General features: G+C 59.0%; 19 protein-coding genes. 3 read left to right on the top strand and 16 right to left on the bottom strand.

Annotated features, from left to right (window positions below):
- Positions 1-6: 6 nt before the first annotated feature.
- From ASE88_RS05415 to ASE88_RS05390, 6 genes are all read right to left on the bottom strand, one after another.
- Positions 7-483 carry a hypothetical protein gene (locus tag ASE88_RS05415; protein ID WP_056019371.1) on the bottom strand — a complete coding sequence of 159 codons (477 nt, stop codon included), beginning with the start codon at positions 481-483 and terminating at the stop codon, positions 7-9.
- Positions 484-496: 13 nt separating this feature from the next.
- Positions 497-1,720, bottom strand: coding sequence for a molybdopterin-dependent oxidoreductase (locus ASE88_RS05410; protein ID WP_055843168.1), 1,224 nt, complete (start codon positions 1,718-1,720; stop codon positions 497-499).
- A 128-nt stretch (positions 1,721-1,848) separates the two neighbouring features.
- Positions 1,849-3,000 (bottom strand): TDT family transporter, encoded by a 1,152-nt coding sequence (locus ASE88_RS05405; protein ID WP_055843147.1) that lies wholly within the window; start codon positions 2,998-3,000, stop codon positions 1,849-1,851.
- On the bottom strand, positions 2,997-3,869 hold the full coding sequence (locus ASE88_RS05400; protein WP_055843145.1) for a LysR family transcriptional regulator: 873 nt from the start codon (positions 3,867-3,869) through the stop codon (positions 2,997-2,999). The genes ASE88_RS05405 and ASE88_RS05400 overlap by 4 nt, the downstream gene beginning before the upstream one ends.
- An 88-nt stretch (positions 3,870-3,957) precedes the next feature.
- Positions 3,958-4,941: a malate dehydrogenase gene (locus ASE88_RS05395; protein WP_056476199.1), complete on the bottom strand. Its 984-nt coding sequence runs from the start codon at positions 4,939-4,941 to the stop codon at positions 3,958-3,960.
- 46 nt (positions 4,942-4,987) lie between these two features.
- Positions 4,988-6,157: a hypothetical protein gene (locus tag ASE88_RS05390; protein ID WP_056476196.1), complete on the bottom strand. Its 1,170-nt coding sequence runs from the start codon at positions 6,155-6,157 to the stop codon at positions 4,988-4,990.
- Positions 6,158-6,301: 144 nt separating this feature from the next.
- Between ASE88_RS05390 and ASE88_RS05385 the strand changes: the two genes are divergently transcribed.
- Both ASE88_RS05385 and ASE88_RS05380 read left to right on the top strand, forming a co-directional pair.
- Positions 6,302-6,799, top strand: coding sequence for a DUF305 domain-containing protein (locus ASE88_RS05385; RefSeq protein WP_235527837.1), 498 nt, complete (start codon positions 6,302-6,304; stop codon positions 6,797-6,799).
- On the top strand, positions 6,796-8,214 hold the full coding sequence (locus ASE88_RS05380; protein ID WP_056476194.1) for a YncE family protein: 1,419 nt from the start codon (positions 6,796-6,798) through the stop codon (positions 8,212-8,214). Before ASE88_RS05385 ends, ASE88_RS05380 begins: the two co-directional genes overlap by 4 nt.
- 399 nt (positions 8,215-8,613) lie before the next feature.
- Here ASE88_RS05380 and ASE88_RS19395 read toward each other — a convergent pair whose 3' ends face one another.
- The 5 genes from ASE88_RS19395 to ASE88_RS05360 form a co-directional block, all read right to left on the bottom strand.
- Positions 8,614-8,760 (bottom strand): hypothetical protein, encoded by a 147-nt coding sequence (locus ASE88_RS19395; RefSeq protein WP_235527836.1) that lies wholly within the window; start codon positions 8,758-8,760, stop codon positions 8,614-8,616.
- Between the two features lie 118 nt (positions 8,761-8,878).
- On the bottom strand, positions 8,879-9,682 hold the full coding sequence (locus tag ASE88_RS05375; protein WP_056476191.1) for a zinc ribbon domain-containing protein: 804 nt from the start codon (positions 9,680-9,682) through the stop codon (positions 8,879-8,881).
- 99 nt (positions 9,683-9,781) lie between these two features.
- Positions 9,782-10,615, bottom strand: coding sequence for a recombinase family protein (locus ASE88_RS05370; RefSeq protein ID WP_056476190.1), 834 nt, complete (start codon positions 10,613-10,615; stop codon positions 9,782-9,784).
- Between the two features lie 599 nt (positions 10,616-11,214).
- Positions 11,215-12,513, bottom strand: a complete 1,299-nt coding sequence (locus ASE88_RS18795; protein WP_156356929.1) for a hypothetical protein — start codon at positions 12,511-12,513, stop codon at positions 11,215-11,217.
- 61 nt (positions 12,514-12,574) lie between these two features.
- A complete protein-coding gene (locus ASE88_RS05360) occupies positions 12,575-13,063 on the bottom strand; it encodes a hypothetical protein (protein ID WP_056476183.1) in 489 nt (162 codons plus the stop codon).
- 23 nt (positions 13,064-13,086) lie between these two features.
- Between ASE88_RS05360 and ASE88_RS05355 the strand changes: the two genes are divergently transcribed.
- Positions 13,087-13,359 (top strand): hypothetical protein, encoded by a 273-nt coding sequence (locus tag ASE88_RS05355; protein WP_156356928.1) that lies wholly within the window; start codon positions 13,087-13,089, stop codon positions 13,357-13,359.
- A gap of 113 nt (positions 13,360-13,472) precedes the next feature.
- Here the strand turns inward: ASE88_RS05355 and ASE88_RS18245 are convergent, their stop codons facing one another.
- The 5 genes from ASE88_RS18245 to ASE88_RS05335 all read right to left on the bottom strand — a co-directional run bounded on the left by ASE88_RS18245 (position 13,473) and on the right by ASE88_RS05335 (position 22,045).
- The gene (locus ASE88_RS18245; protein ID WP_082466254.1) at positions 13,473-14,948 is read right to left on the bottom strand and encodes a Fic family protein; all 1,476 of its coding nucleotides are present in this window, start codon (positions 14,946-14,948) and stop codon (positions 13,473-13,475) included.
- 95 nt (positions 14,949-15,043) lie between these two features.
- On the bottom strand, positions 15,044-15,493 hold the full coding sequence (locus ASE88_RS18240; RefSeq protein ID WP_162233394.1) for a site-specific integrase: 450 nt from the start codon (positions 15,491-15,493) through the stop codon (positions 15,044-15,046).
- Positions 15,494-15,926: 433 nt separating this feature from the next.
- Positions 15,927-19,217, bottom strand: a complete 3,291-nt coding sequence (locus ASE88_RS18235) for a metallophosphoesterase family protein (RefSeq protein ID WP_082466250.1) — start codon at positions 19,215-19,217, stop codon at positions 15,927-15,929.
- Between the two features lie 315 nt (positions 19,218-19,532).
- Positions 19,533-20,828: a tyrosine-type recombinase/integrase gene (locus ASE88_RS05340; RefSeq protein WP_056476170.1), complete on the bottom strand. Its 1,296-nt coding sequence runs from the start codon at positions 20,826-20,828 to the stop codon at positions 19,533-19,535.
- Positions 20,825-22,045: a tyrosine-type recombinase/integrase gene (locus tag ASE88_RS05335; protein ID WP_156356926.1), complete on the bottom strand. Its 1,221-nt coding sequence runs from the start codon at positions 22,043-22,045 to the stop codon at positions 20,825-20,827. The genes ASE88_RS05340 and ASE88_RS05335 overlap by 4 nt, the downstream gene beginning before the upstream one ends.
- Between the last annotated feature and the right edge of the window lie 280 nt (positions 22,046-22,325).

Raw genomic sequence — 22,325 nt, 5'->3', positions numbered from 1 at the left:
ATGGGCCTAGCCTGATCCCCCCGATACGTCGGGCGCAGCCTTCGGATCGGGGTCTTGCGCCTTGCCCTTCGCGGCGCCCGGCTGCTTTGCGCTCATGGCGGTCAGATAAGCAACGATCGCCGGCACGTCAGCCTGTGCAACGGGAGCCTTGTAGACCTCGCGCATCTTGGTGACCTCCGCGGTCCACTGATCGGAAGAGAGTGGCGGCTGGTTCAGCGCCATGCTCGCCGAATGACACGAGGTGCAGTTGGCGTTGATGACGTCGGCATGCGGGCCGGCGGGATATTGGCCTTCGTCGGTCGGGAGATCGACCGTAGTGGACACCAGCGAGAAGCCGCGCGCCGAGACGCTTGGCGGCGGTGGTGCGGTCGGGGCGGCAGGCGGCGGGGCGACGCGGCTGTTCGGGGCACCGATCGCGAGCAGAAGAACGACGGTCGCGCCGACGAACCCGAACGACAGCGTGCCGATGGAAGGCGTTTTCATGGGGGAGCGCTCCTCAGCCGACGACGATGTTGGTGGTTTCGATGTTGCCGCGCATGAACCCGCCCGGGTTCCAGATCGGCGTCATCGGCTGCGCGATGCCGGCGGTGTTCCAGCAGCGCGACATCAGTCTGGTCGGACCCGCATGCGTGAGCGGCACCTGCGCGTCCCAGCGGCGGAAACTGTATTTGCCGTGATCGGGGCCGAGCGTCGTCTTGTACCAGGTCTTGCCGTTGTCGGTCGACACATCGACCTTGGCGACGCCGCAATCGCCGCCCATCGCAATGCCGCCCAGCGGGATCGACCGGTCGAACGCGATCGCCTGCCCTTCGTCGAGGCTCGTGACCCAACTGCGCGGGATCATCTTGTTGATCGGGACGGCCGGGAAATCCTTCTGGCCAGGCCGCACGTTCGCGCCTGGAGTGTCAGGGATCTTGTACGCCTTAGCCATCCAGTAACCGTCGTCGGGCGCGGCAAGCACCTCGATGTCGTTCAGCATCTTGACCCAATAGGTCGAATACCAGCCGGGTACGATTAGCCGGACCGGGAAGCCGTTGAGGAGCGGCATCTGTTCGCCGTTCATCCCGAAGGCGAGCATCACTTCGCCGTCGCGTGCGTGGTCGATCGACAGCGACTTGGCGAAATCCGGTGCGCCCGCAACCACCGGCTGGTCGAGCGCACCGAACCGTACCGCGACCGCGCCCGGCTTCACGCCGGCGATGTCGAGCACATCGCGCAGCCGCACGCCTAGCCATTTGGCGTTGCCCATCGCCCCGTGGCGCCACTGCGCGCCCGCGACGGGCGGCTGGAACAGCGCACGCGAATTGCCCGAGCATTGGTTGATCGCCGCCAGCTCGACGCGCGGCAGCTTCAGCAGTTGCGCGAGCGAGATCGACAGCGGCCGCGTGACCGCGCCGTGCACCTTGATCCGGAATGCCTCGACATCGATCGCGGTCGGAATGTCGGCCCAGTGCCAGCGGACGAAGAACTGGTCGTTCGGCGTAAAGACGTCGCCATTGAACACGCTCATCGGCGTTTCCAGCAGCGGCGGGTGGATCCGCTGGAGGATCATGCTGCCCTTGCCGGGGAACGCACTGGTCATCGGCCGTTCCGATGGGCCACCCGGCAGATGCAGGTCGACCATGCTCTGCGCCAGCGCGGGTGCGGCGATCAGCGCGCCGCTGCCGATCGCAGCCTCTGCGAGAAAGCGACGGCGGTTCGTCTCCTGCGCCAGTTTCATATCCAGGCTGTCCACCAACATTCTCCCGTTTCTGTCATGATCTGTATGCGCGACCTGTCCGCCGGTCTGCCCGGTACGGGTCGATCGGATGCGCCGGTTCGATCCGGCAGGACGATCAGTTCGGCCCTTTAATTGGCTTGGGCGATGCAGGGCGACACGAACAGGTTTCCGCGCCAGCCGCCTGCGACCGTCTTGGCGCCGACCAGCAGCCACATCGCGGCGAGTGCGATCGTGAGGACGGTGCCGACGATCCCGAAAAAGCCGAGCTGGAGCGTCGTGCTGAGCTTGAAGGTCGCGACCGTGTAGACGCCGAGCGGGAAGGTATAGCCCCACCACCCAAGGTTGAACGGAATGCCCGCGCGCCAGTAGCGGATCGTGATCAGCGTCGCGAGCGCCAGCCACCACAGGCCGAAGCCCCAGAGCAACAGCCCGGCGATCGTGCCGATTCCTTGCGCCACTGCGCCGATCTGGCCGAGGCCGTTGGCGGCGAGGATCGCGGGCGCGTCGCTACCGAGCACCAGCATCCCGAGCGCACCGGTGCCGATCGGACCGAGCGCGAGCCAGCTCGAGGCGGCCATGCTCTCGTGCGGCAGCTTGTGGAGAGCCATCCGCAGGATCAGGATCGCAAGAATGCCGAACGCGACCGGCACCGAATAGGCCCACAGGACATAGGAGGTCGCCAGCACAACGAACTGATGATGGGCGTCCGCCAGATGCGGTGCGAGCAGGCCTCCGCTCGCGCCTGCGACCTCGGCCGCGACCACTGGCAGGAGCCACACCGCGGTCATGCCGTCGAGCGAATGTTCGTGCCGGGTAAACATGAGGTAGGGGATCGCTACACCGCAGGCGAGCGACATCGCGACGTCGATCCACCACAATGTCTCGGCGATCGGGATCACGCCGGCGCCGAACCGCGGCAGGCCGAACGCCAGGAACCCGTTGATGATCGTCGCGAGGCCCATCGGGATCGTACCGATGAACATCGATACGGTGTTGTGCCCGAAGATCCGCCGCGCCTCGTGCCCGAACATGGTCCAGCGCGCGGTGTAGAGCCCGGCGAACAGCGTGAAGAGCGCGATGTTGAAATACCACAGTGCCTCGCCGACCGGGTGCAGCGATGCGCCGACCCCCGGAACCTGCGGCAAGGCCAGCGCGAGGATGCCGGTGCCCATCGTCGCGGCGAACCAGTTGGGGGTGAACTGCCGGATCATCTCGCGTGGAGAGTCGAGCCGGCTGAGCGGCTTCAGGCCATCGAGAACGGGTTTCAAATCGGCGGTCACTTGCCAGTCTCCTTGATGAGATCGGTCAGCGCATCGGCCGCCCGGGTACGATAGCGCTCTTTGTGCCTCAGCGCGTAGAACGGACGCCGCGGCAGACCGAGCGGCAGATCGTGCAACGTTCCGGCCGCGATTGCAGGTGCGACGACATGCTGCGACAGGACCGCGACGCCTGCGCCAGCCTCGACCGCGCTGCGGACCGCCTCGTTCGACGGCAGGGTCAGCGCGGTGGTGAGGTCCGACGGATCGACGCCGCGCTGGCGCAACACCTCCTCGAACGACGAGCGCGTGCCCGATCCCTGCTCGCGGATAATCCAGCGCGCGGCGCGGATCCAGTCCTCGTCGATCGTGTCGGCAGCGCGGTTGCTAACCAGCACCATGCGGTCGTTCGCGACCGTCCAATGCGCGAGCGCGGGCTCGTCGATCACACCTTCGACGAAGCCGAGCTCGACTGCGCCGTCGAGCACGCGCGCCGCGGCCCCTTCCGTGTTGTCGATCGCCAGTTCGATCGTGATCGCGGGGTAGCGCGCATGGAACGCCGCTAGCTGGCGGGGCAGCCAATAGCCCGCGATCGTCTGGCTTGCGACCAGCCGCAGTGTGCCGCGCTCCAGCCCGGCATATTCGGCCAGTGCAAGTTCCGCGCTCGCCGCACGGCCAAGGACGGCGCGCGCGTCGATCAGAAACATGCGGCCCGCTTCGGACAGTTCGATCCCGCGGCCGACCCGGTGGAACAGCGGCACGCCGTGCCGAGCTTCTAGCGCGGCGATGGCAGCGCTTGCGGCCGACTGCGTCACATTGAGCGCTTCGGCAGCGCGCGTCATGTGCTCGCGCTCTGCGACACCGACGAAAATCCTGAGTTGTTCGAGGGTCATGCCCGATCTCCTTGCCCCAATGATAGGGAAAGGAGATCAATCGAACCAACCAAAGATTACGGTCATTCCAATCAGATATACCGATTGGTCATTTCAGAATGTCGATAACCGCCTCACGTTCATCGACCAGTTCGGCAATCGTGCGATCGAGCATCGATCGCTGGAACGGATCGAAGGTAAGGCCTTCGATAAGCGCATACCCACCGCTCATGCAGTGCACCGGCACGCCGCACACCAGTCCTTGCGGGATACCGTAGGAGCCATCTGACACCACGCCCATCGACACCCAATTATCGCCTGCGCCGTGCACCCAGTCGCGCAGATGGTCGATCGCTGCATTTGCGGCCGACGCTGCCGAGGACGCACCCCGTGCTTCGATGATCGCGGTTCCGCGCTGCGCAACGGTGGGGATCAACGTTTCGCGGTACCAAGGCTCGTCTCCGATACGGTCGGCAAGCTTTTGGCCATCGAGTTCGGCATTCCCCCAGTCGGCAAACATCGTTGGCGAATGGTTTCCCCAGACGACGAGCTTCGTAATCGCATCGACACCGACACCCGCCTTGGCCGCAAGCTGTCCTTGCGCGCGGTTGTGATCGAGGCGGATCATCGACGTGATGTTTTCGGCAGGAAAACCCGGTGCGCTTTGCGCAAGGATCCAGGCATTTGTGTTGGCGGGATTGCCGACGACCAGGATCTTGGCGTCGCGTTTGGCCACTGCGTCCAGCGCTGCGCCCTGCGTCTTGAAGATCGCTGCGTTGGCAGCGAGCAAATCACGGCGCTCCATGCCCTTCGAGCGGGGACGAGACCCGACCAGCATGGCCGCATCGATGTCCTTGAAAGCCACCATCGGATCATCAGTAATGATCACATCTGCCAGCAGCGGGAACGCGCAATCCTCCAGTTCCATGACCACGCCGTGTACTGCGTCCATCGCCTGCGGCACGTCGAGCAGTTGAAGGATAACGGGCTGGTCCGGTCCGAACACGTCACCCTGCGCGACCCGGAAGAGCAGCGAATAGCAAATTTGTCCTGCGGCACCGCTGATCGCGATCCTGACGGGGGGCTTGGTCATTTTGGAAAGGGCTTTCGTTGGAAGATTACAGACGGTGTAAGACCGATCAACGCGCCGCCAGGGCAAGCGCCGCATCGCGCCCGGATGGCACTAGATTGGCGAGACCTTTTCCTGATCGCACGGCACCAGGAACGTAGATCAGGCTTTGCGCATCCGTACTGATCGGGATCGTCGACGCGGTGGTGTACGTCAGCGTGTCGATCCCAGCGACCTTGTTGGTTCCGGCCAGGCTGGCATAGATCCTCGTACCATCGCCCGACGGCCAAACCGCACTCGGAGCCGCTTGTAGCGGGATGGTTGTCACAGCCTCCAGGCTGTCGGTTCTATAGACCTTGATTGCAGGTTGATCGCCGCCAACGCTGACATAGGCAAAGGAATCGTCCGCGCGCTGGGCGAAGTTGACCGCGCCCGTTGCTGGACCAGTGTTTATCACTTCGCGTACCGCAAACGGCGGTTTGGCAGCAAAGACCGTGGTCGTGCCGCTCTCGCGGCGTGTTGCCCAGATTTGTTTGCCATCTGGCGAGACCGCGATTGCTCCCGCACCTGCACCGTTGCTGGCAACGTGTCCGACGACGCGCCGATGCTCGACGTCGACAACCAGGATGGACGGCCTTTCAGTAAGCGATACAAAGGCATAACGTCCGTTTGGCGACAGGATGGTCGCGCCCGCTCCGCCACTTGCTGGTACGCGGGTGATCTCCCGCGCGGTCTTAGGATCCACGACCGCGATGGCATGTTCATCGCCGAGCGAAACCCAGAGTTCGTGCCCATTGGGCGTAAACGCGACGGCGGTAGGCGACGTCTGGAACACGGTCCGGCCTCGTTCCGTGTTCGTGGCCAGATCTACGAGCGTCACACTGTGCTGCGCTAATGCCGATACCGCCAGGGTCCGCCCGTCACGCGTTGCAGCCAGGTGCTGGACTTTGGAGCTGGAAAAGCTGGGCTCAGCTATCGCGCTTTTGGCGAGGTCGATGCGTCCCAGTTCGTTGCCCGCTGCAGGATCGATGACAACGATCTTCGTCGATGTCGGGTCAGACACATAGATCCGGTCATGATGACTAAGGTCGATATCAGCCTTCGACCACGGTGCCTGAACCGCCTTGATATCGCAGGGAAAGTCGTCCGCCGCAGGTGCAGCCCAATAGGCCTGAGCGATCGCCGGGACTGGCGCTACGGAGGCCAACATCGCGGCAACCAGAACGATCGTGGCTTTCATCGTTTGATCCTTATCGCGGATCCGGCGGGTGATCGTGCCAGTCCGATGCCGCTAGATCGACCGATATGTCCCTCGCGTCCAACGCATAGTCGCGATGGTTTCAATACGAAAACGCGATCATAGATCGCCTACCGTTCTTGTTAGATGATCGGAACGACCATGCTTATGCGTTGGACCGGCGGCTGCGCCGCAATTACTTACGCTGTCACGCTCGGCATTCATCGCTCGCGTGTCATAAATGGGAACACTAAAGGCATGACGATGAAATCTCGCACGGCCTTGCTAACGGCGATAGCCGTGTCCGTATCGACGGGTGCTTTAGCGCAAACGGACGGTTTCGCGTCCGCAATGGATGCGGCGATGGCGCGGATGCACGGCGCGATGATGACCGGTTATTCGAGCGATCCCGATCGCGACTTCGCAAAGATGATGATCCCGCATCATCAGGGCGCGATCGACATGGCCGAAGTCGAACTGCGGTTCGGCAAGGATGAACGCCTGCGCCGGCTCGCCCAGGGAATCATCGTCGAACAGCGTCAAGAAATCGCGGTGATGCAGGGCATCTTATCCGAAGGCGGCGCGTTGCCGCTTCACACTGAACCGACCGCGACCGGTCACCCCCATCACGGAGACCGTCCATGAAGCGTTTTACCTTAACCGCCTGTGCTGCCCTGTCTTTTTCGGCCCCGGCATTTGCGCAGCAGGTACCGAACGCGACCCCCGACATCCCTGTTAGCGCGCACGATCGGTTCTACACTTCGGACCAGTTCTCCAACACCGTGTCGGTGATCGATCCGTCGACCAACACGCTGCTCGGCGTGATAAAGCTCGGCGACCAGACCCCCTCGAACCTCAGCCCGCTCTACAAAGGACAGCTGCTCGTGCACGGCATGGGCTTCTCGCCTGATCGCAAGACGCTGGCGGTAATCTCGATCGGCTCGAACTCGGTGACGTTCATCGACACTGCGACCAATGCCGTGAAGCACACGACCTATGTGGGCCGATCGCCGCACGAAGCGTTCTTCCGCCCCGACGGTCGCGAAGTCTGGGTCGCGGTGCGCGGCGAGGATTATATCCAGGTGCTCGACGGCAAGACCTTCGCGCCGACCACGCGCATCCCCGTCCCCAACGGCCCCGGCATGACGATCTTCTCGCCGAACGGAAAATACGGTTACGTCTGTTCGAGCTTCACACCCGAGACCGTGGTGATCGACACCGCCTCGAAGAAGATCGTCGGTCGCGTCAAGCAGGCGAGCCCGTTCTGCCCTGACATCGCCGCGACGCCCGATGGCACGCAGGTCTGGCTGACGCTGAAGGACGTCGGCAAGGTCATGGTGTTTGACGCCAAGCCGCCCTTCGCAGTGCTGAAGACGTTCGATACCGGCGCGATCACCAACCACGTCAATATCGCCCGCAATAAGAACGGCCAGTTCGCCTATGTAACGGTCGGCACCGAGAACGTCGTCAAGGTATTCCGCACTACCGACTTCGTGCAGGTCGCGAGCATTCCGGTCGGCGCGCTTCCTCATGGCCTTTGGCCGTCGGGCGACGGCACGCGGATGTATGTCGGGCTGGAGAACGCCGATTCGGTCGCGGCGATCGATACCGCCAGCAACACCGTCATCGAGACAATTCCGATCGGTCAGGGGCCGCAAGGCGTGGCATATGTTTCCGGCGCGGTGCCGGTAGGCGATGGCCGTGCAAACCTGGTGCCGCTCGCGCAGGCCGGCATGAAGATCCAGCTGACTCTATCCGGGACTGGGCGCAGCCAGGTCACGCTGTTCGATCAAGGCCAGGTCCAGATTTTGCAGGCGGCGGTTGCGGGCCTCAGCCCAAAGATGCCCTATGTCCTTGGACTATCCTCCCACGCTGATGGCAGCGGCGTGATCCAGCCTCTGGCGAAGTTCATGACCAATCCGGCGGGCGGCGCGATAGTAAACACGCTCGGACCGCTCCGCCAGATCGTCAGCGACGCGAAAGGCGACATGCGCCGTTACCTCGTCATTGCTCCGGGCGACCCGATGATGCCGGGCGCTGTCGTTCAGGTGCAAAAATGAGGATTCCGGTGAAACCTGCGATCTCTTGTGCGTATCCGGTATCTTGGTCATGACGCTGGTATAGGCTGCCGCAGCGTTTTGAGACTGTCGGAAAACACATGATTGTCGTCAGGCGGTAGGTCAGGCGACCAGGGTTGCCCCAGCGTATGCGTGGCACATGCGACAAACCCTGTCGCTTTGTTCGACTGTGCGGAAACCAAAATCCGGAGGTTTTCCGTCACCTACCAAAAGGGCGGGAAGTCACGCTTATCGTCAATCCGGGTGTAAACTGATTGAGCATTTGGTTTGGAACACAAATCCCGTTCAAGCAGGGTCGGCAACAGCGAGATTGAACCCGTTAGGGATGTTTCTGACGTACCCGCGTGAATCGCTTGCTCAGCCCATGCGTTTGGAGGGCAATCACGGGATGCGTAGTCGATGCACGAGCGGCGGCACGCTGGTGATGCCTGTCGCGGTGAACGCGCTTCGGAATACCGCTGGGGGAGCAGACTTGCGGAAGATGCGCAGCACCTCGTCCATTCGATCCAGTACCAGCGGATGACCCATGCGCTGACTAAAAGTCCCGCGTTAGGCTACGGCACCGGCGAAGCTGCTAACTATGCCGGTGTTATGTGTCGGCCTTAAGTGATGATGGTGTACAGTATACATTGAGCCAAAAATGGCGTCAGCAACGACCGTGGGTCAACAAATCAAAGTGGCTGCACGTCCCCGCAACCAATTTGATTCGTAACACCTCCTCGGTCACACCGGCGGAGTCTTTTTGCGTTTCCGCGTCAGCACATAGCGACACCATTGAAGCAAGCTCGCCGCGCAGGTCGATGGCGAGATCGCCGCCTTCCGGCGTCAGCACCACCGCCTCGATGAGCGCGCGCAACCGTTCGAACGCCTGCGCCTTTACGGCATCGTCCTTGAATGCCGCGGTGAGCTGTTCGACCTTCTCATGGTACACGCGGCCCAGGTCCGGGGTAAGCAGCCCGGCCTCCGGGGAAACCGTCTCTGTGGTATCCTGTCCGGGAAGTTCCAGTTCGGCGAGCAGGATCTTGCGCCGCTCGGCCCAGACCTTCATCTCGTCGACGAACACCATCGCATCCACGCCTTTGAGAATGGCCGCCTTGGCGCGCGCAAGCTGGTGATCGAGATTGGCCAGTTCGGCTTCCCGCTCGGGGCGGGCGCTGACTGTTTCAGCCGTCAGGCGACGGGTCTCTGCCTCATATTTCAGGAGGAACGCTGCAACGACGTCGTCACGCAGCATCTCGCTCGACAGGCCCGCCAGCACGCGGGTGTCGAGTTCGTCCTGGCGGATCGTCAGCTGGTTGTCGCACCAGGTGGGGCCCTTCTTGGCGGCGCCCTGGCAGCCGAACCGCGTCTTGCCCGATTTGGCATAACTCGCGCCGCAGGTGCCACAGGTTATCTTGCCGGTCAGCAGATACCGCGGGCGCTGCTGCGCGAAGAAGGGCAGGCTGGTCATCTCGGTACGCGGTTTCGTTGTGCGGGCGAGCGTAGCCTGGCGTGATTTGACCCGATCCCACAGCTCGAGGGGCACGATGCCGAGAGCCGGGGACTGACGTCATCGGATCGCTTGTCTTCCGTATTGATGAAGGCGTGGCGTTTTCCCGTTTTCCGGGTTCTTGCGATACGTCTGCTTGCCGTACGGCCGTCGGCCTACATACAGCGGGTTGTTGAGAATGCCGGTGCCGCGTGCGGCATTGCCGGTCAGCGTGTTCGGCGTCCATGCCGCGGCCTTGCCGAGCGGATGTCTGCTCGCTTTGCCGCTACGCGGTGAGGGTACGCCGTCAGCATTGAGGCGGCGCGTGATGACGATGGGGGACAGGCCGGCCGCATAGTCCTCGAAGATCCGGACCACCACCGCCGCCTCGGTAGGCACAATCTGCTGCAGACCGCGAATGCGTTCGCCATTGCCGTAGTGCTCGATGCGCTTCTCATACCCGTACGCCGAGCCACCGGGATTCGTCCCCATCGCGTGACGACGGACCAGTGCATCGCGCGTCTTGTCGCTGGTAGCGCTCAACTGCTCGGCGTTGATCGTACCGATCATGCTGATGTGTAGCGGCGTGACTATGCCTTCCTTGCGCGTCGCCAGGAGGATGCCGCGAAACCGGAGACGGTCGAACAATGTCGCGATGTCGGCCTGACTGCGCGACAGCCGGTCCATCGCGTCGGCGTAGACGATGTCGACGCCGCCTGCGGCAACGGCCGCCAGCAGCGCCTTCATACCCGGGCGGTGCATCGTAGCCGCCGACTCCGCTGCGTCTGTGAAGCAGAGCACCTCCTGCCAGCCCGCGCGCGCGACCTCGCGCCGACACATCATCAGCTGCGTCTCGATCGACTGCACGTCCTGTTTGTCCGTCGAATACCGCGCATATATCGCACACCGCTTCATCTTTCCTCCATTCGTGCTTCCTGCACTCGCAACAAAGGTCGTCATGATGGTCGCCTACCCGTTTTCGGGGCGACCTGATTGTTCTGGGATCTATGCTGCCGCGCCAGGTCGCGCGCCAGTAGACGCGCGAGGTGCAGCGCGAGATCGTGGAGCGGGGAGGGGGGCTGCGACGGCATCCACGCCATCTGGGGCGCGCGGCGTCACGCCGACTCCGACCTTCCCACATAGTTACGGTCTGCATCGAGACGCGGCCGTTGGCCGATCTGCCGCTGTCTTTTATGGTGGAAAGCAGCCTGTCCGCTATCGGGCGGCGATCGCAAAAAACAGCCGTTCGTTCATCAACTTGTCGAGAGCATGCGGCAGCTCAGTCATTCCAAAGCTTGCGTAAGGTGTGCTGTCAAACACTAAGATTTCCGACGTTTCTGAGCCCACAACTTTCGCCAAGATTGTACCAAGATTTTGCTTTCAAATGGGGGACTTAGGCGCGCGAGACAGCGCGCCTAGTCGCGTATGATTGTACACGCAAGCCGCTTCTGTTCTCATAACGTTCTCGATTGGGGAGCAAATAGCCATCGTAGCGGCTGGAGAGACCCAATCCACTAATAGACGAAATCGGTGAACTCAAAGTCGACACCTCGAGCGGCTCGGAGCGCAGACCGTAAAACCTTCCGATACCCCTCATGACATTCGTAGAGAAACGCTGTGTCATCGGTGTCAAAAAGGGGAGGGCCTAGACTGAACTCCTCGCATTCGGAATCGCCGACCAGGGGACTTACAAGCCCTTCGTCCACCGTTATCGAGATATTGGGAGCGTCAAAGTCGGGCATCACGTGAAGGGCTGCCCCCGCGTCGATAAGACGTGATCTTAGCGCCGCGAGGCGTCCATGACGCGCCATTCGGCCCGGCACGGTTTGCAGTCCGGTTTTAGCGTTACCGTAGATTGAATTTAATGACGGCAAACCGACCTGCTTGAGGGCCGTTTCGATCTCAGATCGATCCGGCCCTTCGGGACTGCAACGACCGCGCAACGCGAATGCCAAACAGGCTACGGCGTAACCGCGATTGGCGCTCTTGCGAAAGCCCTGCAAACGCTGTCCCGGAGGTACAGGAAAAGCCGCTGGCGGAGTAATATTTCGGAACGCCCTCTCGTCGAGATTGAAGGCGATATCGGCGAGTTTGAACCCGACCGATAACGCGGTTTCAATCGAGGGGATGCCCGTTGCATAACTAGCGACGTGGGCCGCGACAGAGTAGGTCGTCAGTTCCGGATCATATACCTGATCAATCAATTCAGAGCGCCGAATTAAATAAGCCGCTGTGCCCTCGCCGGGGGGGCGCATCGAGCCCCATGGCCGAATAGTCGCTAACTCCGCTGCCAGTGCCCTTACCTCTAGCAGAGCACCATCTGTCAGCGGTTGGCGAGCAACCGGCATCTGTCCGGCCTGAAAATTGACAAAACAAAATGGTTGTAACTCGTCCGGGAAACCATCGGGCTTAATCTTTACGCCAGTTGAAAACGACATCGACCAAGGGCTGGTTTTGGACTGCCGGGGAGCCTCTGGCACGACGTATTTGTAGTACGTTGGAAACAGGATCGACCGGTCGGTATCGAATAGACGGAGGACTGCGGGATAAGCGTCATTCAGCCGATGAGAAGGCGTGCTGAGGACAGCGTCATAGGCTGCAAAAAGGGTGTTGAGATATTGGCGCCCCCACAGAGTGCTCAATAGATCACGCCAGTGCCGCACCTCATGTTCGTACACCTCCCAACCGCGACTATCCGCCTCGCCTCGTCGAGCAGAGAGCAATTCCCCTTTGGCTGTTCTAGTTAGTTCAATGAGGAGGGTGTGGGGGTCGAACCTCCCAAGCGTATGGGTCTCTGGAATGATCTCAATCATGGGACGATCAGCAAACCTTAACGTCGTTGCGGTGGAGCACTTAACTGGCTTTTCTCGACGGTTACAGCTGTACCGACAACTGCCATGTCATCGACCTAGATCGGTTGAGAATGTCCGGTATATTTGTGACGCGCAATTCATCGGTTAGACGATTGAACAATGCCACTTTATGCCGCGGCCCACGTTGATCGGCTGCTGAAATTTCGCTCTCGGTTATCGCGAAGAAAAATCCATCGAAGCCGGGCTTCACCCGCGGCTGATTCGCCGTTTTGATCTCAATGAAAGTCATGGTCGGTAGTGCGGCTCGGATACTGTCACCGCTACCAAAATCTACGCCTGCCTCACACGAGATTGCGTCGAAGCTAGCCCCCCGAATGATGATAGCTGTGGCAGCCAACTCATCTAAAAGCCGCCTCAAATCTTTTCCCCTTGGCCTAGGAATCCAGTTATCGATTTTGCTGACGGCTTCCAACTCGCCCGCGGCCCCACGCTCGTTCGTCAAGCGCGAGAGATGCACCCGTTTGGCCTTAATTAGTTCGATCGCATGCAAAACGTTTCTCCATCCGCCGTGTGTTGAAAACGAAGCCGGGCAACGCTTCAACCCATATCCAGGAATGCTCAACGATTGACGACGACCTAACGATAGACGTTCTTGATATGTTCGCCCGTAAGCTGTTCGATATTCAAGAGGACAGTAAGACGAAGTTGCTTACACGGTTCATCACATCCGGGCGTCAAACTGCGCTACGTGGCAAGGCCATTTTTGCAGTTAGTTACAACGTGTGGAAGATAAAAATTGGCAATCCTGCGTCGATTTTCTTCGATGGTTTGAAAGCCGCGCTGTAAAAAAGTCTACGGTAGCTGAAAATTAGTTCTTCAATGACCACCGTTAGGCGTGAGACGCAATAACGGGGTCACGTAGAACATTTGACGACTTACATTCGACCAGGGCAGGCAATTTACAGGTTCTGTCCCAACTCTTGCAAAAATACTTTGAAAACTGAATCTCTCCATGATCGGAAGCGGTCTAATACCGTCTGCGACGATTCATTGAAAAAGAAAACAAATCCCTCGTCAGTTACAGGTACAACCGTGACACGCACCTGTTGCTCCTCATCGGCATCCCGGAACTCCAAAAGTGGCGAGCATATTAATGTACCGCTAAACTTTCGTCCGACGCCGTGGAACGCAAATACAAGCTTTGCCTTCCTACTCCACACAAGATTTAATGCTACCCAAGATCGATAGGAGTTTAAGTCAGCATAATAGTTCAGGTTTTCTTTAGCATTCTCCACGATCTGTGCCCGAAAGTAGTGAGCCGTGTCTTCATTCGCTGAGGTCACAAACGCGGTTGGAGTATTATGGACCTTCACCAAGGACGATTTGATTAGGGGCGCTATGCGCTGCATTTGCTCAATGACGTCACGCTCAAGATCTTCAGCCAAGTTGAAAACCGGACGGAGTGCGTCAACCTTCTGCTCCGCCGTTTTTTCAGCGGCTTTTTCGAGACCTCTTAGCCACTGAGAGACATCCGCGTCCGCGGCCAAGATATTCTCGGATATGGCAGTAGCTTTGATTAATTGAGTTCTCTGTAGTTTAGCGAAAAGCGAAACCAATGGCCTAAGTTGCCCCGCATCCGCTGCCTCAAGCGCTATCAAGTAGGCGGCCTTGTCATCCCGCGTCACGACTAACGGAAATAGACCTGCCTTAACCAGAACTAAAGATGCAATGGCGCGCGCTACCCGGCCATTCCCATCCTGAAAGGGATGTATTTGTGTAAATCTATGATGAAGCCATGCCGCCTGTACGTCTGGTTGGACTGATTGCGCGACGTGATCAGAGTGAATAGCAATAAGTCGATCCATCTCTGCCGAAACGTGTTCTGGCGGACAGTAGGCATAGGTTGTTCCGTCACGGACTGGAAAGTTCGTTCGCTCTTTCCAATCACCCTTGATCAAAGGTACCTCAATCAACCTACCAAACTGATCAATCGCTTCAGTGCTTTCTTGACTCCTAAGAAGCGCCGCGTGAAGCTCCTTCACATATGAGGTGCTAAGGTTGCGATTGTCTTTAACAAAGTCGAAGATCCCCTCTAGTGCATCCTTTTGGTCTTGTAGAACTCGGATTACATATTCTTTTGGCTTATGGTCGGAACCATGGCTCAGAATATCTGAGTGGAACCCGTGCTCTATTAAAGTTTGGGTAATTCCGCGGTCGATATCATATAGGTTCTCAATGATCCCAGTTTCGATGGCCCACTCACGTCCAAGCCGCTCTGTGAAATCAGCGAGCTGCTGTGTGCCGTCAAGCCGTTCCCGCTGATCCTGCCATACCGCTTGGATGCCAGGTATCTCCGACGAGGCCAAAGCGGCACCGTCGTGATCTAAGCCGGTGATCCCGGTTGCTGGCGGCCAAACATCTTGTTGCGTGGTCAAGGTCGGTCTTTCATAAAGCGATCAAGTATGGTCGGGGCTCTCAGGCTTAGAGAATAAGTTTGGCGGGGCCAAGCGGAGGCACTCGGGAAGCCACTCTAGGTGAGAATTCGCTGGACAGCTGCTCCGATCCGTTCGGCCGTTCTAAGCCCGTGCTCGTCAACAAGGAGTGCGTAGCGGGAGGTCGATTGCGTATTTAGGTGCCCGAGCAGGCGACCAATCATCGGCAACGTATCTTTGTTCATTGCTGCATGGCTTGCGAACGTATGCCGCAGGTCATGAAGCCGGACGCCTGCTAGGCCGGCTCGGTCGCAGATCGCGCGCCAGTGGTTGCCGAGCGGCGGCACTGGCTTGTGCAGCGTCGGGTTCCAAAACGGCCATGCCACGTTACGCTGACGGGGCAGGGCGGCAATCACTGCCAGAGCCTCGTCACCCAGCCAGACGGTACGCGGCCCTGTCTTGCTGTTGCGCAGCCTGAGTCGGTTGTCCTTGACGTCCGAGCATTGCAGGCTTGCCACCTCACCTGAACGACAACCCGTCAGCAGCAACAGGGCGCCACCACCGCCTTCAGCCTGTCTTCGCCGGCCTGATCCTCCGCGAGCACTTTGCCCAACCGGGCTAATTCCGCGTGTGATAGAAACCGCTCGCATTGGCGCTTTCGATTGGGCCGGACAGCCTGGCAGGGATTGGTGTTCCCTAGGCGGTACCCCGAGCACTATGCCTTAGGTAAGCACATTGGCGAAAATCGTCAGACCGCGGTTGACGGCAACTAGTCCGGTCCCGGTAACGATCGGACGCGCCGGGGGCAACTCCCGCCCCCGAGAGCGGACATCTGTTCATCACAATGATCTCCGACTTACCGCTTGCGAGCGGCAATTTCGGGCAAGGGCAATGGGAAACGACCGTCCAGACTTACGACCGCCAAGTATTTGATGGTGGAAAATTTCCTGTGCAAATCGGCATAGCCCCTAACGGTTAATATTAAAGTTGTGGCAAAAGCGCAAAATCGTTCGCTGCTTGCCGCTCAAGCGAAGCGGCAGCGCGCGCGCGATAATAGGCGAGTTCACGCGCGATGTCAGGGGATGCCGGGATCGAAGGCGCGAATCTAGCAATATCACGCAAGTAGGAGTTTTCGCTATCCTCAGCACCCTGCAGCCGCCAGATCAATGAACTATGCCTAAACAAGCGGAGTAAGTTCTTGTACTCCCCCGCCGCCTGAAATATCTGCCATAGCACAGAATGAGCTTGTGAAAACAAGGCGCCCCCACGCTCATTAAATAGATGGGTATACGTACGAATAAGTAGTCCGATATCTTCGTCAGAACTGCGCCCACCCTGTTCAATGCGAAGTCTAGAAAGTCGTACGATAGCTCGGCTGGCATTGTTGAAGTCATCTGCGGTATCCGCGCTAGCGATAACACGATTAAGATGCTCGACAGCCTCCGCCCCATTTCCAGAATTTGCCGCCCTAGTATAGGCAATATTGTTAGCCGTAAATTCCAAATTAATACGACGGGCGAGTTTCTCAAGTTTAGCAAGTTCAATATTGCGCTTTGACTCGTCAGTCAATTGCTGAGCTAGTATCGATCGTGCCTGTAAGCCAATACCATCGGCTTTACCTCCTTTAAGAGCTTCGCTGGCCCAATACGCGGCCTGCAAAATGTCATTCTTTCTATCGAAGGCAAGCGCCAACGACAGATTGATCCTTCGACGTTGATCTGCATTTAGATGATCGCGATTAACCGCGCCAAAAAGGGCGATCGCTTCCTCTGGTTTACCTTGCATGCGCACTGCACGAGCCATGGTGTAGCGGAGCTGATCGACCTGACGCTCGTACCCAGCGGTGCCGACGAAAGCAATAGTGCGCTCGCAGAGGTGATCAGCTGCAATATAGTGGTTACCTTGACGAAGAAGGTCCGCAAATACTGTGGCAAGTCGAACTGCCGCTTCAAGCTTTACTGCGTCCCCGTCATCGCGATTTTGTACTACAGCACGCTCAATCAGGGCGCACGCATTGGCAATCTCATAAGGTTCGCAAAGCGGGTCGGCGCATCTTTTACCAGCCGGACTCTTAGCCACTTCCCCCGACAGCCAATCTTTTCCAAAATAGAGCTCAAGTGCCAGACCATCGATATGGCGACGCCGTTCAGGTGTCATAGCGTTGCGCACGATATCAAGAACTATGCGAGGTACGATCAACGTCTTCGCAGCGGTTCGCGCCTCACCTCCTTCGACGCGCGAGACCTGCGATGTCTCAATTAGACCCCGCGCCGCCAATTCCTTGGCGTTCTCCGGATAGAACGCGTGAACCCCAAGAAATCGCTTGATGCGATCGAACTGCTCGCCGCGCGGAAGCGCCGTTAGCGCTTCAAGCATTTGATAAGCGCGGTCCCACCTACGGTTCGTAGAGGCAGATAATTCGCGGAGGCTGGCCACGAGGGAAGCAGGTGCATCGTCTGCAACCTCAAGCTCTCCATATTCCGGTTCAGTGTTGAGCAGATCGTCAAGCGACGTGACCTGAAGGTCAGCCAGCAAGGCATCGAGTCGCGCTGGCGATCCTCCGGTATGTTGCCACATCCGCTCGATATCGACCGCTGAAATGTGGGCGGCGTTGCCGCGCTCGAACGCTCGGACATAGTCAGCTACATCTGCCTCTTCGAACGGCACTAGTTCGACAACGGGACGGCGAATAACCGGAAGCAATGGTCGACCACGCAAAACTATCTTTGTGTCTTGCGAGTACTCTCGCAAGATATCAGCAAGGCCTTCAACCTCTGCCTCGACGGGAGACGCGCCCGCAGCTCGGCTGGGTCCGTAAGGAATATTGTCGAAAAGCATTGTCGCGTTCGGAAGCGCGGACATATATTCACATAACTGTTCAAAGCTACATCCGAGATTGGCTCGTAGGCTCTTTAGGAAGTAATCTCGGCCCTCGTATCCCTCCAGGTCGAGCCGATATAACGGTGGGTCAGCTGTGATTTCATCGGAGAGCACAGCCCATAGAAATCCGTCCTCTCCTAGGCCCCAGTCTCTCGACACCCAGAGAATGCCGCCAAGGGCTAGGGCTTGCAAGGCGTCGTCTCGCTCAATCCGGCGGACGGCGCGATGAGCCGGGGCTGGTTGAATAAAATACCGTAGACTTTCAATCGCAGCAATAGTTTGAGCGTCGGGTTTGCTCACCTCGTCAACTGAAATTGCCGACGCCAACTGCTGTTTTGTTGGCGCTGGTACATCCGATAAAGGCCACGAAAAGCTATGGTTCCAGGTAAGACCTAATTCGGTATCCGGAGCAATCTGCCATCTTCCCGAGCGTGTCTTCGCCGCAATACGGGGCCAGTTGGTTAGCATACGCGCCGAACCTGCTCCGTCAATCTGTCCGACGGAATAGCCATGAGCGCGAACTTGCTGCCCGGCAATGTGTTCGAGACCAAAAACTGACGAAGCTTGCAAAGTGCGGCGAGCAGGGCTGCCGCCATAAGAGACCATAGTAGCGTCGTGCTCGTGCATATGGCCAAATAAGTGCACGTCAAACCGCCCAGCAGGTGCGATTTCGGCATCCCATTGTATCTGGCTGGTCGGACTAAGCCAATTAGGTGGCTGGTGCGTCACCATCAGGTTGGTTTGATGACCCCGACACCATTCAGTCGCATCGTTGCCGGTGGCGGGTAGAAGCTGCCGGGGATCAACGTGCAAACGACCTTTGTAGTCTCCGGCACCAATCTGAAGCCATGTTGAATTCAGGCATACGACCCCGACAGTTTCTTCACCAACTTCAAATTCATAAGCGGCGTCGCCTGCTAATGGACCGCGGTGCTTTGGTGTAAGATGGATGCCGGTAGCGATAGCACGCTCCTGCCACGCGACGAAATTCTCAAATAATCGATCAAGTCTAGCTCGATATTCGCTCGATGGATCGAAAATTAAGTCTACCACTTTGTCATCTTCGGGTGCATGACGAAGGGCCGGCTCTAGCATGTCTCCAGGTGCCGGACGGACAAGATCGTGGTTTCCTGGTAAGGCGATTAAACCTGGATTGGACCCTGCCTTTTGCAGTACCGCTAATATCTCAGCGTATATTTGATCAAACCTGTCAAATTCTGCGGTCAATCCATATTGCGCAAGATCTCCTGAAAAGATCACGACATCGATCGAGCCCGTCTTGTCAAGCAATAGACGCATGTCCTCGAAAAAAGCATGCTTTATGGTCGGCCACAGCCACCCCTGGGCTGTCATGCCTACATGTATATCGCTTAGGTGTAGCCAGCGCAGCATCAATACCTTTCAGAAGATCGAGTTGTCTTGAAACGAGGGTAGAACGTATTGGGATGACTGTCATTCTCGTGAAATATAAAACGGTCGATAGCAATGCTGTTTCAGCGCTTACCCCAGATCGGTCGGTCGATCAGCTTCACTCGTATTGTGCTCGCTCGTCCATCCAGCAGTCAGCGCCTATAGCGCGAGGTCGATTGGGTATTGAGTGTCCGAGGGGGCGGCCAATCATCGGCAGCGTTTCCCTATGCATTCGCCGCTTGGTTCGCGAATGTATGTCGAAGGTCATGGACTCGAACTCCCGGTAGCCCAACTCTATCATGGATCGACGGCCAGTGATTGCCAGTGCGCAGTACCGGTTTGCACAGCACCGGGTTTCAAAATAGCCCCGCCACCCCGTTGGCGGGGAAGGGCGGCGATCATTCGCTCGATAGCTGCCCCGATCTGTTCCGCTGCATCAAGGACATGATTGTCATCAAGGTGCGCATAGCGCGAGGTCGATTGCGTGTTGCGGTGTCCGAGCAGGCGGCCAATCATTGGCAACGTTTCCCTGCTCATCGCCGCATGACTAGCGAACGTATGCCGAAGGTCGTGAACTCGAACGCCCGGCAGTCCGGCTCTGTCACGGATCGACGGCCAGTGATTGCCGATCCGCAGTATCGGCTTGCACAGCATCGAATTCCAAAACAGCCACGCCACGCCCCGTTGCCGGGGCAGGGCGGCGATAACCGCCCTTGCCTGATCACCCAACCAAACAGTGCGCGGTCCTGTCTTACTATCGCGCAGCTTCAGCCGGTTGCCTTTGACGTCCGACCATTGCAGGCCGGCCACCTCGCCCGAGCGGCACCCCGTCAATACCAACAGAGTTACCGCCGACGCCACCACCGCTTTTAGCTTGCCCTCTCCGGCTTGATCTTGCGCCAGCACTTCGCCCAGCCGCTCCAACTCCGCGGATGACAGAAAGCGCTCGCGGCGGTGCTTCCGGTTCTGACGAACGGCTCGGCATGGATTCGTGTTCTCAAGTCGGTAGCCCCAGCTTTCTGCCTTGGTCAGCATGTTGGCGAGGATGGTCAGGCAGCGGTTAGCAGCCCCTGGTCCGGTCTTGTCATTGAGCGCGGCGAACCACTGGGTGACATGAGCCTCGTTCAGCTCGTCGATGAAGATGCCTGGAAAGGCATGGTCGAGATAGAGCCGGCGGTACACGTCGTGCGTCGCAAGAGTGGAAGCCTTCCACTGCGCCGACCAACGCCGCCAATATTCGTCGACGAAATTATCGAAGCGTGGCGCGGTGCGGATGCGGGCGCGATCGGTCGCAGGGTCATGACCAACTTGTGCATAAGCGATTACGCGCCGCGCGATCATTAGCGCCTGGTGCTGACTAATGATTGTGCTGGGCGCGATGGTGATCGTGCGGAGGCGCCCAGCCATACGGGTCTGGACGATGTAGACCTCACGTCCACTGGGGTAGAGGCGCAAACCGAAACCCCGTTCGTGTTCAAACCAGGTCGTCAAGCGAACCTTAGCATCGGATCGATATAGATATGGATATTCAAAGGATATCCCGACTTCGGCCAGCGATGACCGCACGATCCTTTCAAGCTCATGTGCGGTCATGCCGTTATCCCCATCGCTTGAGCCAGCGCGCCAGATATCCGCTGTGCGGCATCCCCTATGACATCGTCCGCTAGGTGTGCGTATCGGGCGGTGGTTTCCGGCAGCATGTGACCAAGCAGCTTGCCGATCGTCGCAAGCGGAACGCTGTCCATGATGGCAGTGGATGCGAAGCTGTGCCGTAGGTCATGGATACGCAGGTCAGGCATTGAACAGCGGCAGCGAAGAGCCGTCCACCAGCTGGCGACGGCGACAGGTCCTTTGCCGGTTCTGTCCGGGAACACGAGCGGGCAATCCGCAAGGCGGGGAACTGCCTCCAGAATGGCTATTGCCTGACTGTTCAGCCAAATAGTCTTCGCGCCCGTCTTGCTGTCGGGCAACGCCAGACGGGCCGGCTGAATCCATTCCCACCGGAGATTGCGGATCTCGCCGACCCGTGCGCCCGTGTAGAGTAGCAGCCTGACAATCGCGACCTGCGCTGGGTGGGTCTCTTCCGCGTCCCGAAGCGCCGCACCCAGACGGCGATATTCCAGCGGCGAAAGAAAGCGCTCCTTTGGCTCGCGGGAGTAGCGCGAAAGGCCCCGACACGGGTTCGAGCCTTTGCGCCGTAAATGCAGCGCCTCGGCATATTTCAGGAGGCTGGCCAGCACCGGCACCGCACGATTGAAGCGGGTTTCGGCGCACCCCGCACAATCGTCACGCCAGCGGATCACGTCAGTAGGCAACACTTCGGCCACCCGCATTCCGCCAAAGACCGGCGCAAGATCGCGCCGCCATGCCTCGCGGTTGCGCTTAGCAGTCGAAGGTTTCCAGTAACGGGCAATGTCCTCCCAGTAGGCCTCGACAAAGGTGGACAGCGTTGGCGTAGGTTTTACCGACCGACGCTGCGGCAAGCCGTCAAGCGCTACTTGTGCCAACAGACGGCGCGCCTGAGCGCGAGCGAACGCTGCCTCCACATCCTCGACCCGGCTGATTGTAATGCGGCGCTGTTTACCGCGATGGCGGACCCGCACCGTCCAGAAGGCGTGACCGCTTGGCCTGATCCGAAGCCCAAACCCGGCCAGCTGAGCGTCCCAGATCGTATACTCGGAGGGGCGGGCAGGGTGGTTCTGCCGAGCAAAATTGCCGTCGAGTAACTGCCGTTTGTCAGCGCCAAGCGCATTGGGGAGCAAATCGCCATCGGAAGCGACCAACTCCGGTTCGCAAGCTGCTAAAAACATTGTATTTCTGGGGACCATATGGCCATCGCCGCACCCCGAACTGCGGGGCGTTCTTAGAAGAGCGGCCGTTGATTTCGTTGACTTTTTTTCCATTCTGCAAGCGTAGCTTGCGTAAGGTGTGCTCTACGCGAGCACGCTGTTGGACGAACATCCGGTATCGACAATGGGCAGGGCCGACTTAAATGCCCGGTTATGGGTCCTCGTGATGCCGCCGGCTTCGCCGTGCGCGCATGTTAGCTACGTAGGTTCCAAGGGCGATTTATCCGCCGTCGTTCGTTGG

This window comes from Sphingomonas sp. Leaf38 (assembly GCF_001421825.1).
Taxonomy (GTDB): domain Bacteria; phylum Pseudomonadota; class Alphaproteobacteria; order Sphingomonadales; family Sphingomonadaceae; genus Sphingomonas.
The sequence above is the reverse complement of the archived record's forward strand: the minus strand, read 5'-3'. Positions and strand labels throughout refer to the sequence as shown.

Bases quoted from the DNA above. Each gene is read 5' to 3' on its own strand.
- ASE88_RS05415 (WP_056019371.1), bottom strand. From the start codon at position 483: ATGAAAACGCCTTCCATCGGCACGCTGTCGTTCGGGTTCGTCGGCGCG.
- ASE88_RS05410 (WP_055843168.1), bottom strand. From the start codon at position 1,720: ATGAAACTGGCGCAGGAGACGAACCGCCGTCGCTTTCTCGCAGAGGCT.
- ASE88_RS05400 (WP_055843145.1), bottom strand. From the start codon at position 3,869: ATGACCCTCGAACAACTCAGGATTTTCGTCGGTGTCGCAGAGCGCGAG.
- ASE88_RS05395 (WP_056476199.1), bottom strand. From the start codon at position 4,941: ATGACCAAGCCCCCCGTCAGGATCGCGATCAGCGGTGCCGCAGGACAA.
- ASE88_RS05390 (WP_056476196.1), bottom strand. From the start codon at position 6,157: ATGAAAGCCACGATCGTTCTGGTTGCCGCGATGTTGGCCTCCGTAGCG.
- ASE88_RS05385 (WP_235527837.1), top strand. From the start codon at position 6,302: ATGATCGGAACGACCATGCTTATGCGTTGGACCGGCGGCTGCGCCGCA.
- ASE88_RS05380 (WP_056476194.1), top strand. From the start codon at position 6,796: ATGAAGCGTTTTACCTTAACCGCCTGTGCTGCCCTGTCTTTTTCGGCC.
- ASE88_RS19395 (WP_235527836.1), bottom strand. From the start codon at position 8,760: ATGGGTCATCCGCTGGTACTGGATCGAATGGACGAGGTGCTGCGCATC.
- ASE88_RS05375 (WP_056476191.1), bottom strand. From the start codon at position 9,682: ATGACCAGCCTGCCCTTCTTCGCGCAGCAGCGCCCGCGGTATCTGCTG.
- ASE88_RS05370 (WP_056476190.1), bottom strand. From the start codon at position 10,615: ATGAAGCGGTGTGCGATATATGCGCGGTATTCGACGGACAAACAGGAC.
- ASE88_RS18795 (WP_156356929.1), bottom strand. From the start codon at position 12,513: ATGATTGAGATCATTCCAGAGACCCATACGCTTGGGAGGTTCGACCCC.
- ASE88_RS18235 (WP_082466250.1), bottom strand. From the start codon at position 19,217: ATGCTGCGCTGGCTACACCTAAGCGATATACATGTAGGCATGACAGCC.
- ASE88_RS05340 (WP_056476170.1), bottom strand. From the start codon at position 20,828: ATGACCGCACATGAGCTTGAAAGGATCGTGCGGTCATCGCTGGCCGAA.
- ASE88_RS05335 (WP_156356926.1), bottom strand. From the start codon at position 22,045: ATGTTTTTAGCAGCTTGCGAACCGGAGTTGGTCGCTTCCGATGGCGAT.